Annotated in this window: 10 protein-coding genes; all 10 read right to left on the bottom strand. The window is 45.0% G+C overall.

What is annotated here, in order from left to right:
- Positions 1–352 precede the first annotated feature (352 nt).
- The 10 genes from RH949_RS05705 to RH949_RS05660 all read right to left on the bottom strand — a co-directional run bounded on the left by RH949_RS05705 (position 353) and on the right by RH949_RS05660 (position 16,607).
- Positions 353–1,810 (bottom strand): DUF1802 family protein, encoded by a 1,458-nt coding sequence (locus RH949_RS05705; RefSeq protein WP_446352184.1) that lies wholly within the window; start codon positions 1,808–1,810, stop codon positions 353–355.
- A gap of 10 nt (positions 1,811–1,820) precedes the next feature.
- Complete coding sequence (locus RH949_RS05700; protein ID WP_446352183.1) at positions 1,821–3,680, bottom strand: hypothetical protein; 1,860 nt, start codon at positions 3,678–3,680, stop codon at positions 1,821–1,823.
- 73 nt (positions 3,681–3,753) lie between these two features.
- Positions 3,754–4,470 (bottom strand): hypothetical protein, encoded by a 717-nt coding sequence (locus RH949_RS05695; protein ID WP_446352182.1) that lies wholly within the window; start codon positions 4,468–4,470, stop codon positions 3,754–3,756.
- Positions 4,471–6,136: 1,666 nt separating this feature from the next.
- Positions 6,137–8,923, bottom strand: a complete 2,787-nt coding sequence (gene urtA, locus RH949_RS05690; RefSeq protein WP_446352181.1) for an urea ABC transporter substrate-binding protein — start codon at positions 8,921–8,923, stop codon at positions 6,137–6,139.
- 461 nt (positions 8,924–9,384) lie between these two features.
- Positions 9,385–11,121, bottom strand: a complete 1,737-nt coding sequence (locus tag RH949_RS05685; protein WP_446352180.1) for an ABC transporter ATP-binding protein — start codon at positions 11,119–11,121, stop codon at positions 9,385–9,387.
- 255 nt (positions 11,122–11,376) lie between these two features.
- Positions 11,377–11,967 carry a hypothetical protein gene (locus tag RH949_RS05680; protein ID WP_446352179.1) on the bottom strand — a complete coding sequence of 197 codons (591 nt, stop codon included), beginning with the start codon at positions 11,965–11,967 and terminating at the stop codon, positions 11,377–11,379.
- Positions 11,951–12,277: a protein kinase domain-containing protein gene (locus RH949_RS05675; RefSeq protein WP_446352178.1), complete on the bottom strand. Its 327-nt coding sequence runs from the start codon at positions 12,275–12,277 to the stop codon at positions 11,951–11,953. The genes RH949_RS05680 and RH949_RS05675 overlap by 17 nt, the downstream gene beginning before the upstream one ends.
- Before the next feature lie 99 nt (positions 12,278–12,376).
- Positions 12,377–13,045, bottom strand: coding sequence for an ankyrin repeat domain-containing protein (locus RH949_RS05670; protein WP_446352177.1), 669 nt, complete (start codon positions 13,043–13,045; stop codon positions 12,377–12,379).
- Positions 13,046–13,207: 162 nt separating this feature from the next.
- A complete protein-coding gene (locus RH949_RS05665) occupies positions 13,208–15,574 on the bottom strand; it encodes a caspase family protein (protein ID WP_446352176.1) in 2,367 nt (788 codons plus the stop codon).
- Positions 15,575–15,815: 241 nt separating this feature from the next.
- Positions 15,816–16,607 carry a hypothetical protein gene (locus RH949_RS05660; RefSeq protein ID WP_006100448.1) on the bottom strand — a complete coding sequence of 264 codons (792 nt, stop codon included), beginning with the start codon at positions 16,605–16,607 and terminating at the stop codon, positions 15,816–15,818.
- Between the last annotated feature and the right edge of the window lie 293 nt (positions 16,608–16,900).

Genomic DNA, 16,900 nt, shown 5'->3' with positions numbered 1-16,900 from the left:
TCACTCTTCCTTGTCTACGGTCGCTGAGCGAAGTCGAAGTGATGGTCTACCTGTCTACCTTGTCTTACCTCAACCCCAATCTTAAAAAACCTACCCTTGTGAGCTACAAGAGGGGGGAGGACTAAGGATGCTTCGCTTTTTGTTTCATGGGGGAGACCAAAGGATTCTTCGCTTTTTGTTTCATGAGAAAATCCAGAGGATGCGAGCATATTTTTGTATCTGGGGGAACAATAAATTTCTCAAAGTCCCCCTTTTTAAGGGGGATTTAGGGGGATCTCTTATTTAGTAGGGGTTTCAACATGAAGTTGATACAGATGTTCATGAAGAGTCCCCAACAAAAGGTTTCTTAACCTTAATGAATTAGAGGTAAATCGCGCAAGAAATAGAAGCGATCGCGGTTCAATTCATTACCCTTACTTCTCCCTAAGTAGCCTGTTAACGGCGAGGATAGTTCAATGAGAATATCACGCAATTCATTCGGCATTAAGGGTTTGGGGGGACTCGAACCGATATACGCACCATAAATCGCATCAACTCCCACTTCGCCTAACCCTGCATTTTCCTGGAAGGATTTAACGGATTGGACGATGTGCGATCGCACGGCGATGTCTTGACGCACTTCTACTAGGTATTGCTCGATTTTATCATCGGCTAACCCATAGGCATCTTGCAAGCAGGCTTTGAGTTTCAGTAAGTCTATCGCACCCTTATACTGGGCTTGCAATTCCACGAGATGTTGGAGAGTTTCTGGACGAATCACGCTAATCTGATTATTTAAAGTTGTTCGTAAAGCATCTGGGGTTAATTCACCGGCGGCGACAATGAGTTTTATACAAGGATCGTAGTCTTGTTGCAGGTGATTTTTACCAAGTTGAATTAATTGTCCTGGAGTTCTGCTGGGTACTTTTTCACTTTTAGTTGCTTTGCATTCGCCAACGATGGGATAAGGTGCATCCGCATAAAAATCAATCCCGCCAGCACCGCCAGTTGCTTCGGGATTTAGGCTAGCTTTTGGGTCATTTCTAGAGTTGGTAAATCCTAATTTTAGTAAGCTTTTTCGTACCAGTTTTTCAAAGTGATGACCATCGCTAGAGTTACCGACATCGGCGATTGTTTTAATCCAGATGAAATCAGAATCAAATCTCCCGATTGATTGGCTACTCCAGCCTAAGAATTGTTTGATATCTTGGTCAAGTTCTTTAGCCGCTAGATTACTGTTTGATAATAGCGCGATCGCACTCTGTAATTCCTCTAATTCCGGATGTTGAGGCGGCTGTCGTTCTTCCATCTGGCGACAGCGCTGTTCAAAGAAGGTTTGACTCAAAACAGGTGTGTCTTGAGTCACGGTTAAAGGTTGGGGAAGCGGAATAAATCGGGGACTCGGATGGACAGGAATTTCAATCGGTTGCGGGAGTCGATAAACCCGCAAGTAGGCTAAAAAAATATGACCCCGTTTGACGCGAGTTTGCTCTAATCCGGCTTTTGTCCATACAGTTAACTGGGATAAAAAATCAAGGGATTCGGAATCATCCAAGACTTGACAACGTTCGCATTTTGCCCAGGCTTTAATTTGAACTGTCTCAGAACCAAGTTCAGCCAGACTTTTTTGGGCAGTGGGGATGAAGTTAGAGCGATAATATTGTTCGATAGGCAGAGCGTTACTAGATACATCTGAGGGATAAAGCGCAAATTGTCGTCCCGGATTCAAGAATATTCGAGGAATAGCGGCGATCATTCGCCCTTCGATCAAGGCTTCGATATCTGGGGTGGGTAGACAAAATGCGGTTTGAAGTAAAACCTGCTGGTTCATTTTTATCAAGTTATACGTTTAATTCGATATTATTGTCTACATCAGCAACAGTCTGAGGAATTCTCATCGGCAAATCATCATCCGTTAGATTATCAGGTTCTTGACCCGACGGATCACTTAAAATTTCTCGAATGAGTGCGTTATCAATGGCTAAACGCTTCTGCTTGATAAAATCAAATATCTGATTATTGCTGAGTTCGTAACTTTCCCGATTTTTATAGACGAATAGAATAGCCAGAAGTGGAGTTATATCTTTAGTTTGCAAAAGCACCCATTCTCCGCCTTTCTCTTGCAAAAGCTTCCCGACATTATTTTGAGCTAATCTCGCTCCAGAGTTAATTTTCTTAGAACGAACTAAGCAACCACGAGTTAAGTCAAATTTTTTATAATCAATTAGCCGCTTTAAGGCAGCCCCCTGATACCTTCCTCCCGATTGCTCAAGAACAGCCACTCCAATTTTAACCTCTTGCTCATTTTCTCTGCCAACGATTTTGAAGTGAATATATCCTTGATCCACGCTGTTACATTGGATTTCTTCTACTCTATCAATAGTTACTCCCTCTATTGTTTGCTGGCAGAGCGTTGAGAAAGCTAATTCTAAAGCATCAGCAATGTCATTATTGTACTCTTCTGATAATATATCTATATTTCGCGGAATATCATCTAACTGTGTTTGATAACAAAGCTCAACAATATTTTTGGTTTTGCCATTTTCTGAAAGCTTAAAGTTTTCTGCACACCACCGAATCACTGCCCTTACCGTAGGTTTTTGCTTACCAAGCTCCCTTAATTTGTTTTCATCAAATGGATAAATCGGATCAGGTGGTGTTTGTTGATTTTCATCATAGAATTCTTGGAGCCAATAGGAAACAAGTTCAATTACCTTATCTGAGTTTAAATAGTCCAGTTTTAGCGGTTGCATATCTGCTCTTTCACTAGCCAAACGAGCCACTACCGCCTCAGCTTGAGGTAAACTTCTCACTTGCTGACTCCAAGTATCAGCATACATAGCGAGCAAGAAAGCACCGCGTTTGAGAGTGTTATACAAGTCCTTGACCAAACTGGCAACAAGTTGGGCTACAGTAAAGCCATTATCATCAATCGCTACAATATCTAACTCATCAAAGCAAATCACGGGTACTCGATAATCACTGGTGATGTCGAGAATTTGGCGAGCATTATTTAATGCGTCGGCTTCTCTGTCTTCTCCTTTAGGATTGGGTAGCCCCATTGTCTCAGCTTGTATCTGACTTAACTCGCCACCAGAAAGCCAATGAATTGCATATCGAGCATGAGCAGAAGAAAGCGTCCACAAAATTGCTGTTACGATATAAGGATTATCAATATCTGGTTTAATCTGAAGCACAGGATTGGCGAGCATATCGATGGTTTGGTTTGAGTATTTGCTCAACCACTTGGGAAAAATTGCTATATATTGTCGAGGAGTGTAATTCCAGTTTTTGGCTTCATTAATCAAAGCAGCCGCCAATTCTTGCCACTGCATGACCCCTTGGCTACCAAAGGCTTTAAGGCTAGTGGCTACATTTTGGTTAAATAGAGTATTGATCTTATTTAAGTTGTCATATTTATTCATGTATATAAACAACGCATCACTATTGGCTTGGTAGTGATGGCGAATCCGACTGATAATATGGCTTTTGCCTAACCCTTTTTCAGCCGTAATCGTAATTCCTACGGTTTGACGTTCCCCGCGACGCACTTTAGCCACCGCATCAAATACAGCATCAGATGCATGAGCATTTATTGAGGGAACATCAGGAAAGCTTTTTCCCCAGATCTGTAGTGGTGTAACTACAGTATGTCCTGCAAAGGGATTTTTATTTGTGATTAATTCTTCAATGGAAGACATGAACCTAATCCTTGTTGTGTGATGTGAAGTGAATCAGTAGTACACCCAAGACGATATAGAGAGACTGTAGACTTTATGATGTTAAACGTCGGGCATAGCAGCGTAATCCATCCAATTCGGTTGTGATGGAATCTTCAATCTTGTCCGGTGCGCTATCTTCTACGCTGCCACCTTGAAGCTGTAAGATATCGTTAGCCTGCATTTCCAGCATCCAGTCATTGAACTGGGAACGAGACACGCGATCGCCAATGGTTCGCCTTATCCGATAAATCGGTACTAAGTCATCTAAGTTATAGTCGCGGTTAAGCTGATCGTAGACATCCAACGCCACTTGCTTAAACTGATCATAAGACGCGATCGCCTTTGGCGCTGAGCTTTGCTCAATCGCACTCTCCCCAGTCTTCCCGGCTGCAACCGCCCCATCACCAACGCTACCCGCCGACACATCTTGTTCTCGAATCCATTTGAGTAACGCATTCGCGGTTTTCGCGCCAATCTGACTCTCAAACTCAAACGCCTCACTTTTCAGCCCTGCTTCCAGCATTTGCAATCCCTTGGGCTGTTCCAGAGATACCTTATACCGAGAAACCGCGATCGCACCCTCGTTTTCTAACGTCTCATAACTATCCTGATAATCAGCGGCTGTTTCCTTCTTCCGTTTCAGTCGTTTAGTCAGTTCACCCCTCTTAACATCTGAACCTCCCAGATCCCACAAGTAAAGCAGTAGGCGGACTTGCTTCGCTTTCGCTTCAATATCTGTATCTGTCTTCGCATCAACATCGTTGGACATCGTTGTTACCCTATCCGTCATGGAAATTTCTGAGTCTAAAGAATGAACTTTTGTAAAAATACTCCCTGCTATACTAACCCCATCATCTAATCACTTGCCAGTTCAGTCGCGATCGGTATAAAGCCAGTACAGCGCCAGTAGGAGCAGTTTAGAGAACAATCAATGCATTCCATTGATAACCCCCAGTAAAACCCACCCTCACGCCACAAATTATGTGTTCTGCAAATAGTCTCTAAGTATTTTTACTTAATCCAGAGATTGAACTGTTCAATTTGATCCTGATTTTCGACTGGTTCAGGATGATCGCCGGATCATCAATTGTTGCCCATAATCGTAACTTAACTTAATATTTTTCGAGCAAATGTTAACTTCCATATCATTTCCTTGTCTTTCAACTTGAGAGTGGTAAAGTAAAAGTATGAAGCAAATAAAGCTTCACCGGACAGATACAAAAGCAACGTTTAGATTCAAAGAAAGAGGTAAAAACGCTGGCTAAATCAATCAATCTGTCTTCTCTAAAAACAACAGCAGCAAACCATTTAGACGCTGATATTTCCTAAGCTAGTTAATAGGGAGTAAGGCAACTGAAACTTGAATTCAGTGCAACTCCAGATAGGATTACTAAAAGAAGGAAATCACTCAGCAAGTCGATCGGACGTGCTGCTGTTGTTTTAGCATTTCCAGCCAAATGAATAGGAGAGGGCGACCTGACGAAGAGGAGACGCAACTTCTACAAGCAATGCGCTCAACTCATCGTCGTGTCATCGAAGGAGAATGGTAGTTAAACAAGGTTTGATTTGCAAGCATTCTGAACTTACTTTATCTTTTAGACAGATTGTAGTTCGACAGTCAAGTAAGCGTGAGTTTGGCATTTTGTCAATATAAATATACCTGGTAGGGGCGACCCGCTTGCATTAATTAACAATTGTAGTCCACTCAATTTGATCGGGTCGCCCTCTCCTCTCAGCTCAGATGTAAGCAAGTGTTTCAGGAAGGGAGAAACCGCGATCGCGAGGAGGCTCTCCTCTGCTCCTAGTGGTCTGTCAAGCATATCCAAATCGGGAAAGCATTAATCAAACTTCACATTTTCCTCCATAAAAGTAAACTTACGTATCATTCCCTTGTCCTTTCAATCAAAGGTGGTAAAGTAGAAATATGAAGCAAATAAAGCTTCACCGGACAGATACAAAAGCAACGTTTAGATTCAAAAGAAGAGGTAAAAACGCTGGCTAAATCAATAAATCTGTCTCATCTAAAAACAACAGCAGCCAACCATTTAAACGCTGATATTTCCTAAGCTAGTCAATGGGGAGCAAGGCAACTGAAACTTGAATTCAGTGCAACTCCACAGAGAATCATCAAGAGAAGGAAATCACTCGGCTAGTAGAACTGAAAGGCTGCTGTTGTTTTAGCATTAATTAGCCAAATTAATAAGACAGGGCGACCCAACCCAATTAAACGGATGGAAGTTTTTAATTGATGCAAGCGGGTCGCCCCTACAGGTGGTTAATCCTGGATTTGTCACCATAAATGTGATCGCACTTCGGGGAACCTCCAGCTAGATGAAACCCGCGCAGGCGGGTTTAGTGTGTGTAGCTGCGGTTACCCTACGGGAAGCCGCTCCGCGTCTACAACCGCCCCGTTCTATCATATCCGGTTCAACTCCTTAATGGGTTTGAGCCTTCAGTCGGATATTCATCTCCTGACTCACAGCAACTTGACGATTTTGTTGCACCGGAATCTCAATAATAAACTCAGTTCCTTGTCCAGGAGTAGAGTGACATTGCAAAATTCCCTTATGCTTATCTACAACAATCTGATAACTAATCGAGAGTCCTAAACCCGTCCCTTTACCAATCGGCTTAGTCGTAAAAAACGGATCAAATAACTTTAACTTCACATCATCCGTCATCCCTGAGCCATTATCACTAATTCTCACCCGAATATAATCAGCCGATGGCGCTTCTGACTGAATCCGAATCATCGGCGAAAAATTTGTCTCATTCCGGGCGACAACTTCCTCTAACGCATCAATTGCATTACCCAGGAGATTCATAAACACTTGATTAAGCTGCGACGGATAGCACTCAACCAAGGGTAACTCCCCATACTCTTTCACTAATTCAATCTCTGGATTGTGACCATTCCCTTTTAGCCGATTCCGCAATAATAGTAAGGTACTCTCCATCCCCTCATGAATATCCATGGGTTGCATTTGGGCTTGATCCAAACGCGAGAAATTCCGCAAACTCAACACCAAATGACGAATCCGTTCCGCCCCAATCTCCATGGAACCCAGAGTTTTGGGCAAGTCTTTGATCAGAAACTCTAACTCAATCGCTTGGGCATGATCTTGAATTTCGGGTGCGGGTTCAGGATAATACTCTTGATACAACCGCAGCATTTCTAATAAATCCTCGGTGTATTCTTTGGCATAGTGGAGATTACCGTAAATAAAACTGGTGGGATTATTAATTTCATGGGCTACCCCGGCGACTAATGTCCCTAATGTGGACATTTTTTCCGTCTGCACTAACTGCGCTTGATAGGCTTTTAAATCATGCAACGCTTGCTTCAGTTGTTCCGCTTGCGCGGTGGCTAAGGCGGCGGTTGTGCGACTATGGGCATACAGTTCAGCTTGATCAATGGCACTCGATAGTTGGTCAACTACTGAAACAATTAATTCAACTTCCTGTTCACTCCAGTAGCGACTCTCCTGATAATGTTCACAAACCACCACACCAATTTTATTGCTGCGAGTTTGTAGGGGTACAATTAGCAAAGCTTGCAGTCCAGAATTGAGGAAGCGATCGCGCGTCTTACCCTTAAGCTGACTATCGCTGGCAATATCGTCAATCCGTAGCAACGATTGCTGCTGAATCATTGATGGAAAATCCGGCAAAAGTTCGTCCGCCGTATTCCATTGCACTCCCTTATTTTCACTTAACTCTCCCGCCACTTCCATGGGTTCAAAGCGAGGAGGAGTACCGTAAGGATGATACCACAAAAACTGGCAGCGATCGATATGCAATAAACTACAGATTTCACTCACCGCCGTCTTCAAAATCTGTTCTAATTCCAACGAACTGCGAATTTGACTCGACAAGCGACGTTTCAACAGTTTTTCTTGATCTTGTAACTCGCGAAATTGGGCTTCGGCTTGCAATAATTGGTCTTGAGTGCGTTGCAACTTTTCATTCGTCGTCACCAGTTGCGCCATCGCCGCTTCCAATTCACGGGACTTTTGTTCCAGTTGGCAGTTATATTGAATTGATTGGGAAACCTCTGCCAGCATATCAATGACCACGGGTGAGATCTGATTACTTAACTTTTCAATTCCCAACCAAGGCTGAGGTTTAAGGCGTCCGACACTGGTAAAGACAATTTCAAATTGACCACCCTCCAAAATCTTACCAATCCGGCAATGTTTACTGACATGGTTATTTGTCTCAATCCGAATCTTCCCTCCCGGCGCTGCAAACGTTTGCCCATACGCCGCTTCTCGCACTGATTCCACATCAAAGCCACCCGCTTTTTCTACGGCTTGTTTCCAGAGATAAACCTGGGTATACGCCGACTCAATCGGATCACTGGTCACCCGTTCTTGACCATAACGTGCCTGAAAGTTCTGGACAAATTCGCGGTTTTTCGGGGTATTAATACTCTGAAAGTAACTCCAACTGGCATAATGACCTGCCGCGATATTCCCCCCCATTCGCCGCAGTTCCTCTTCAGCGACACTCACCGCTAAGATAGGAATCTCCGCTGCCGTGATTCCGGCTTCTTGGTACTGTTGATAAAACGCTAAATTACTGTCCCCATTCAGGGTATTAAAGACCACATCCGGTTTAGCTTCTTTAATTCTAGCGATCAAATCGCCAAACTCTGTCATCCCTAAAGGAACATATTCTTCCCCCGCTAAACTTCCCCCTTGCTGTTTAAGTTGCGCCTTAATTAACTTGTTCGCGGTTCGGGGAAAAACATAGTCAGATCCAATCAGATAAAAGCGCTTCCCCTTATGTTCCAGCAACCAGTTAACCGCTGGACCAACTTGTTGATTTGGACAAATACCCGTATAAAAAATGTGGCGAGAACATTCGAGTCCTTCATATTCAACCGGATACCACATCAGGGCGTTGAGTTCTTCTAAGATGGGTAAAACCGCCTTGCGACTTGCAGAAGTCCACCCGCCAAAAATGGTAACCACTTGATCTTGTTCGATCAGCTTTCTGGCTTTAATCGCAAACGTCGCCGATTCGGATGCGCCATCTTCGATCACGGGTTCTATCTGATGTCCTAAGACACCACCCGCTTGATTAATTTCCGCGATCGCCATCAATTCTGCATCCTTTAACGAGGCTTCGCTAATCGCCATCGTGCCGCTTAAAGAATGTAAAATGCCAACACGGATCGCAGCACCAGATCTGATCACTGACTGGTTGAATTCGCTCATTACTGATGTTCCCGAAATGTTCTCCCGTTAAGTGCCTCTCTACTGTCCAATAATCCTTTAACCGTTGCTTTTTGTTGTTGACGTGATCAATTAATTAATCATCTTATTGCAATCTGGATTAATTATTCCGTTTAAGATTTCTCAGTTCTTCCCTGTTTAATTAAAACCTGGGGAAGTGACAAAAGCCAAACACCCTGAGCGCGAATCCCTGGTATTCCATGAAGCTGCATAAAGCAACGATAGGTCAAATGCACGATTGAGGCAAATGCTAAACATTTGACTATTGCTTTTCACAATGTCCCTTTGAATACTAACCTACTGTACTGATGGAGAATTGTATCGATTTTTACCTTTAATTAAATCGGTGACAATTCTAATTATTCGTTACCAAAACTTTACATTTTCCCTGTTCCCTGTTCCCCGTTCCCCGTTCCCCGTTCCCTGTTCCCTGTTCCCTGTAACTAATGCAAAACTTCCTCAATCTGGTGCTGACTCCACAAGTCTTGATAAAGCCCTGGACGTTGGATCAGTTCAGAGTGAGTCCCCATTTGCACAATCTTCCCCGCATCCATGACAAAAATCCGATCAGCGGTAGCGGCGGCGGAGAGTTGGTGGGAGATGAAAATCACCGTTTTGCGGTCAACGCCTGTGGCAAGATTTGCCAAAATTTGGGTTGCCGTCTGATTATCCACACTAGAGAGGGCGTCATCTAAAATCAGAATCGGCGCATCCATCACTAAAGCCCTAGCCAGGGCGATGCGCTGACGCTGACCGCCAGACAGAGTAATTCCCCGTTCTCCCACCATTGTTTCATACTGTTGGGGAAAATTGAGAACTTCGGAGTGAATTTGGGCTTGTTTAGCCGCCTGTTCTATCTGCGGCTGTTCGCTTCCCGGTGCGCCGTAGCCAATGTTATTTTTTAGGCTGGTACTAAATAAAAAGCTATCTTGGGGAACGTAGGCGATCGCGGATCTTAAATCGGGTAAGCGTATCTGAGTGACATCGGAACTATCCAGAAATAACTGATTCGGGGCAATATCTAACAGGCGAGGCAAAACATTTGCCAGGGTTGATTTTCCGGAACCAATCGCCCCGACAATTGCCACCGTTTCACCGGGATGAATATGAAAGTCAACGGCTTGCAGGGCGGGAGTTTTGGCATCAGGGAATGTATAGCTGAGGCGATCGGCTTTCAACTCCCCCTGAATCGGTTCTGGAAGCGCGATCGCATCGGGGGCATTTTTAATTTTGGGTTCAATGGTTAAAATTGACTCTACTCGGTCAATACTCACCTCACCCCGTTGATAGGTAGTAATCGTGAATCCGAGTAAGGCGGTGGGGAAGACTAAGCGTTCCGCATAAAGAATCAGGGCGACAAAATCTCCTATAGTAATCGCCCCCCGCGCGATCGCACCCGATCCAAACCACATCAACAGGAGTAAGCTGATATAGGATAGGGCTTCAATCACTGGAAACAGGACATTACGAGTGCTGGCTAATCCCAGATTTGCCGATAACAGTCGTTGATTCAAACCTCGGAAGGCACGGCGTTCATTTTCTTCCTGGGCGTAAATTTTAATCAGGGAGATACCACTCATATCTTCCTGAACCAATTCGCTAAGATTAGAGAGTTCTTCCTGAACCGCCTGCTGTTGGGTACGCAGCTTATCACTAAACAGACGCACTGTGATCAACATAACTGGATAAACCGCCAGCGCCAAGAACGTCAGCCGCCACTCAATCGACATCATCACGGGTAGCGTCAAACCGTAGGCAAAGACAATATTGGCTAAACTCAACACCGCAAACCCGACAAGACGGCGGATATTGTCCACATCACTCGTGGCGCGGTTAATCAAATCACCGGCTGTATTCGTCGAGAAATAAGACGGTTCTAGGGTAAGCAGATGCTGAAAAATCTTTTGCTTGAGGTCAAATTCTACCCGACGCCCCACTCCAAAGATGAGGATACGCGACGCCATGCGAATCACCCACATCAAGGATGCCAGGATAAAGATCAGTCCGACAACCTGATCAAAGGCGAAGGCGATGCGGAGTTCCTCAATACTATCCCGAATCAAGAGGGGAATATAGACTCCCACAGCATTGACAATCAGCAAAGCCAGGATACCCAAGGATACCTGAGTGGTATGAGGGCGCAGATAGCCCAATAATTTTTGGATACGAGAATTAGCCATGTTACAAATCCTAACAAGTTTTTGGCACAGACAATGGCTTATTTCTACGGTAATCGCCACAGAGAACACAGCCAGAGAACACAGCGCCTAGGGTTTGAGACCATTGACTCGCCGCGATCGCAACTCCTCACAGGAGTAGGGACTACACATTTTAGGTTGTAGGTTGGGTTGACGCAAGGAAACCCAACGGAATCTAGGGTTTGCATCCCCTACTACAAGCCGAATCTAATCTATCTAATTAAGTGTGTCACGCCACTACTTAAACCCATGGATTTTTTTCACAAAATTCCCCATTTCTTTCATGATCCACTTTTTCTCTAACGGGGTTAATAATGTACCAAATATTATATCTTTATGCTTTAATTTAAATACACATAATCTAAGTGTATTGTTACTAATAGGCGACTGAATAGTTTTCAAATCGACCTGATCAATGTCCCCCGTATTCCCCTTAACCGTTTGATAAGCTGTCATGCATTTAAATTGGGTATTAGTAGCGAGCAAGATGCAAAGCCTGCGGCATGGCTTCGCTTCACGCACTACAAGGCTTTCGCCGTTATTGATATTAAGGTTTAAATGCCGAACAGCATAGCACGAACCCAGTAACCACTTCTGTAACTGGAACTCCTGCTCTTTAATTTCTACTCGTGTCCGAGATAATGTGCCGTAGAGAAATCGAGTTAACAACCATAAGCCTATTAGCACACAAATCCCTAAAGGAATCAGATTAGAGGATTTCAGAAATAATGACAATTCTAAAACCATCCAAATCGTTAACGCTAACAATCCATTCCAAACCAGATTGATCAGAGCTAAAACCTGACTCAGTTTACTTCGCAATCCCACGTTTAATATCGCGATGAATTACAGGTGCAATATAGAAACTGCGATCGTCAGTCGTATCAACTTGGAAGTAGTCGAAATAACGGGGAATGGCAGGATGCTTGAGTTGAGCTAAGATGCGGGCTTCTCGCTCAAAGAGTTCTATCTTTTTCCAGTCTTCCATGCGACGCAGCGATAGAACTTTTAGGGCAACGTTTTGACCCGTTTTTAAGTCTTTAGCCGCGTAAGTTATGCCAACACCTCCCTGACCCAAGGTATCGAGTATGCGGTAACGTTCGGTAATAATATCTCCCGGCTGATGTAATTGTTCCATAATTTAATCGTCAGGTTGGTGGGCAATGCCCACCCTACGGTATATCAAAGGTTTTGGCGATCTCACACTGTTTATTTCAGTGCCATTCATGCTAAGAGTTTAATCAGTGCTGTTGTAACCGTAAAATAAGTCAGCAACCTCTTGGTGCGATCGCGCTAACTCCAAAGGGGTGTGACTGGCTTTGTTTGGGGCATGAATATCAACACCTTGAGTAATCAGAAATTCGACAACATCCCGTGAAGGTTTGCGTCCAGTCAAACTCATACCGTAGTAATAGGATGTATTTGGCTTTGTCAGAGCAAAATGGAGACAGTTATTGCCAAAGTTATCCGTCGCGTGAACATCTGCACCCTGCTCAACGAGAAGTTCTGCCATCGCTTTTGTGTCATGCTGCACAGCAATGTGCAATACAGTATGACCATCCGCATCATAGCGGATATGAAGATCCGCCCCCCGATCAATAAGCAGTTGGGCAACTTCAGGTTTATTATTACTCACCGCCCAGTGTAAGGGTGTATGATTCTGATGTTCTCTGGCATTTACATGAACGCCTCGGTCGAGATAGTATTTAACGGTTTCAATATCTCCGCCCATAATCCCCTCATACATGGCTCTGGGCGTAAATCCGATCGCACTCAAAATCGGATACTTGTAATAGTTGAGAACACCCACAACCACAAGCGTCGCCGCCGCTACACCCGCGATCGCACGCCAGGGTGTCGAGGAAGAGGAACAGGATTGGGGACTAGCCTTGGGTTTACGACGCATCGCGAGGCAACAGGAAAAATGTCCTAACCTGCCTTGGTAAGGCTATAGAGGACAGAAGGCATAAGGCAGGAGGCTCCAGGGCAGGTCAAAGGAATAATGACTATTTAGGCGGACATGATATGACGAATGGCAAATGACAAATGACGAATGACGAATGACGAATCAAGAAACCACCTGATAATTAAAACTCAAGGTTGCCCAAGCATTCACATCCAATGCATACACATCAGAACCGATACCCAACTTATCGGGAGTAATGTTACTCGCCTGATGCAAGTCTTGTAGAATCGCCCGTGTGACTTCCAGGGGATTAAACAAATCACCAACTCGTTCTCCCTCTCCCTTGGGACGCATGGCGGCTTCTAATGCCGCGATCGCACCTTTGAACGGAGAAGGGCTGCAAATCAGTTGAATTTCCGCCACACCCACAGGACCGGGAATCATCCAATTAAAGGATGCCGAAGGTTGGGGCAGAATCAGAGTTTCCCCAGGTTTGATCGCACCACTAATCAACGGTGGATTTTGCTCTGACTCCAATCCTTCCGGGGAAGGGAGTTGTTGATAAAACGCGATCGCACCGCCGCTACTTTCCAAACCCAACACCATGAAATACAAAGGGCGATCGCTATAATTTTCTACGCGATACTGCACCCGACTACCAATGGGTAACTTGGGCATTGTTGCTGATCCCACCGAGGGCGATGTATTACTCGCATTTTTCTTCGTTTTATTGGTAGCGAACCCAACAGACGTGCGCCAGGTTTCCCGTTGGATGATTGTCTTGGTTTCCGGGGCAATCATTTCCAGCGACGCCCGCATCCCCAGGCGCGATGACCCTTCATTCGCGGTCAACCGCAGCCATTTCATTGCCAACAAGGTTTTAAATTTGGGATTTAAGCGATTCACTGCTGATTTAACTGCCTCAGCCTCCTCGCCTAAACTATTCGGAATGGGATTCCGGGCACGGGAAAAGAGTCCATAGCCTCCTTTAAACTTCGGTTCTGATGTTTCTGTTGCCTGTTTTTTTCCTCTGCCAAACACATAATCTGTTGCTTGTTCCCCAGCAACGACAACGGATGACACCGAAGGAATACTCGCAAAGGCACTGGTTGCATCCACCCGTTCAATGCGTTCTAAGTGAGTATCCAGGGCGATCGTTAAACCCATATTTCGGGGTAAAACTCTAATCCGTTCGCGTATCAGTTGACCCACTTGCGGTTGCACTTTTTCCCCACCATTGCCACTCAGGATACGTGCCTTGGCGGTTAACCCGTCTTTGGATCGCAGTTGGAGTTGAACGGATTTAGGGACAGGTTGGGCGGGGTTATCCGTAGCTGAGGAATTTTCGGGCGGCGACGGCGGTAAACTCAGCGATTCATCGAGCAACTCTAGAACCGAATTGGGACTATAGTAATCCAGCACAGGTGCCGGTAATCCCGCTAACCATAGCTGTGCCACTTTGCCATTCTCTTCAATCCCCGTGACAACTCCATCTGCCCCCAAGGGAGGATTGGGGGATAAGTAATAGGCAAGCAAGGAATTTTGGCTCTTTTGACCCGTTAACTGAGGCTGTTGATCATTACCCGCGAATTGATTAATCATCCCAGTGGCGCGACTGACGCTAATCTGAACGCTGGTTGCAGCCGTGGCTTGCCACAGATGCTGAGTTAGAGCATAGGTGAATAAACCCGCACTAAAGCCATTCCACTGCATCTCGGTTGCGGGTTGAGACGAACCCGCCGCCGTTAACACCAATCCCGGCATTTGCATGGATTTATCTAATGATTTCCAGGGTTTGGATGAGGCTTTGAGCCGCTGCACGAGTTGTTCTCGAAACGCCAGTTCGTCTGGATTCGGCGCTAGGGCGGGTTTGCGGGGAGAAGAGCGTACTTTTAAACTGCCTTTGAGGATATTCACCGCTTGCGTATGACTGGTATCAAGGACTGTTGTCACCTGATCCGTCTTTAGCGATCGCAACAGCAATGCCAAGGTTTCTGCTAAAAAATCATTAGCAGCAGGTTCGCCTTTTGTGGGTAAGATCCCATCAACGGGTACAAAACTGTTTTGCCAGCGTACCGCCGAGGCTACGGTTTCATCTTGCTGAGGCATCTGCACTTGGCTACCGTAACCACTAAAGTGGAAGACAACCACATCACCTGCCTCGGCTTGCTTGGTCAAATGTTCAATAAACGTGGTTTCAATCGTCTCGCGAGTGGCTTGGCTATTCGTCAGCGTCACGATATCGTTCGCCTGGAACCCAAACCGATGAATTAACAGTTCTCGTTGCAACTCTACATCCGTTACGCACCCCGCCAAAGCTGTCGTGCGCGGATACTCATTGATCCCCACCAGAAGTGCCAACTTACGTCCACCGGGTTGTGCCAGCACCTGAAAATAACGCTCCAACAAAGGCACGGCTAAACTTTTATCACCAAGGAGTGATAGTACCGTTTCACTGACTCCCAGTGCCGCTAGACCCCAGCCAGCTTTTTGCAGGAAAGTCCGCCGATTCAGTCCCATATTAGCCATCTACGCTGTTAATCTCAGCTATCAGCCTACCAGGAATAGGTTAGCGCGTTGTTATAAAGTTTTGAGTGTTGAAGTGTGTAGGGGCGGGTTTTACCGATAACGTTTAGGAGAAAACCCTAATTTCACTAAACCCGCCCTGGCTGAATCCCCATCTCGCCCATCTCCCTCATCTGACACACCGAGCGAAGTCGAGGTGTTCCTCATCTCCCCCATCTCCCCTATCTCCCCCAGCTTCTCCTGCTCAGAGCTGTGGCGTCTTTCCCGACGACTGTTCCGAGTTGAGATTCAGAAAGAGGCGAATGCAGTGAGCCACTTTTTTGTAGTCCCAGAATGGATCAGCATCAGGAGTGATGGCTAAATGCTTACCCGAATTCAAAACCAGAGCCACTCGCTCTATCTGGCGATCTTTGGCATCTCTAATCGTTTCTATCGTCACATCAACAATCTCGGCAAGAGGGAGTTCTATGGTTGTACCCCTGAGCAAACCCCGTTGCTTGAGCATCATGCGATCGCGCACTTTATCAAAGCTCAAGGTAACGACTTTCCCTTTACGCACCGCCACGAACAACCCCACCCCGATCAATAAACTGCCAAACAGATAGCTAAACCAGCGATCGTCTTGCTGCACGTTCAGGGATACCTGGTCTTGATTCATAATAAAAGTATTAATTTGGGAAGCAATAGATTCTTGCTGATTACTATCGGAACTATAGTTCGACGTCAAGGGAATCTCACTGCTTCTAGTCAAGAGGACAACCCGATAAGTATCATTACTCTCATTCCTGGGATTGCTCTCAATGCTGGCATCTCGTAAACTGTCTAAAGGAATAGTTCTAACCTTTGCTCCGACCAACCTGGAGTTAACCAATTCACAACTGCCCGTTTGTCCAGTTCGCTGACAGGTTAGGGCTGAGCCGCCTTGAAAGGCAATTACCCCTAGCCCAACGGCGGCGAGAATACTACTCAAAAGCCACAGCAAAAGAGGTCGATGGCGGATGGTCAGCTTGATGCGATTGTATTCTACGATATCCATTCGTTATTTGCCTTTACCCTGAATTAGCCAATGATCTGACTAATTTTTCTTTAGATAACGTCTAGGATATCTTGACTACAGATATTTGAGTTAAAACAAAATAAATCTTAATTGTTTACTTGTTTCCGAAAACAGAGAACATGTCAGCCGTGTTTTGGCTTTTTTTACGCTTTATTTTTGATGAATAGGACTTTTATTAATTTATAATTATCTGATAAATCCGCTGATAAGTACCGAGACATCAATTTTGTTAATTGAGTTAAAGATTATCAACACGCCTAGGTTGAATAGCA

Origin of the sequence: Coleofasciculus sp. A1-SPW-01 (genome assembly GCF_040217205.1) — a bacterium.
GTDB lineage: Bacteria > Cyanobacteriota > Cyanobacteriia > Cyanobacteriales > Coleofasciculaceae > Coleofasciculus > Coleofasciculus chthonoplastes_A.
The sequence above is the reverse complement of the archived record's forward strand: the minus strand, read 5'-3'. Positions and strand labels throughout refer to the sequence as shown.

What these genes read in the sequence shown, in the direction of transcription:
- RH949_RS05705 (WP_446352184.1), bottom strand. Translation starts at nt 1,810, where the DNA reads ATGAACCAGCAGGTTTTACTTCAAACCGCATTTTGTCTACCCACCCCA.
- RH949_RS05700 (WP_446352183.1), bottom strand. Translation starts at nt 3,680, where the DNA reads ATGTCTTCCATTGAAGAATTAATCACAAATAAAAATCCCTTTGCAGGA.
- RH949_RS05695 (WP_446352182.1), bottom strand. Translation starts at nt 4,470, where the DNA reads ATGTCCAACGATGTTGATGCGAAGACAGATACAGATATTGAAGCGAAA.
- urtA (WP_446352181.1), bottom strand. Translation starts at nt 8,923, where the DNA reads ATGAGCGAATTCAACCAGTCAGTGATCAGATCTGGTGCTGCGATCCGT.
- RH949_RS05685 (WP_446352180.1), bottom strand. Translation starts at nt 11,121, where the DNA reads ATGGCTAATTCTCGTATCCAAAAATTATTGGGCTATCTGCGCCCTCAT.
- RH949_RS05675 (WP_446352178.1), bottom strand. Translation starts at nt 12,277, where the DNA reads ATGGAACAATTACATCAGCCGGGAGATATTATTACCGAACGTTACCGC.
- RH949_RS05670 (WP_446352177.1), bottom strand. Translation starts at nt 13,045, where the DNA reads ATGCGTCGTAAACCCAAGGCTAGTCCCCAATCCTGTTCCTCTTCCTCG.
- RH949_RS05665 (WP_446352176.1), bottom strand. Translation starts at nt 15,574, where the DNA reads ATGGCTAATATGGGACTGAATCGGCGGACTTTCCTGCAAAAAGCTGGC.
- RH949_RS05660 (WP_006100448.1), bottom strand. Translation starts at nt 16,607, where the DNA reads ATGGATATCGTAGAATACAATCGCATCAAGCTGACCATCCGCCATCGA.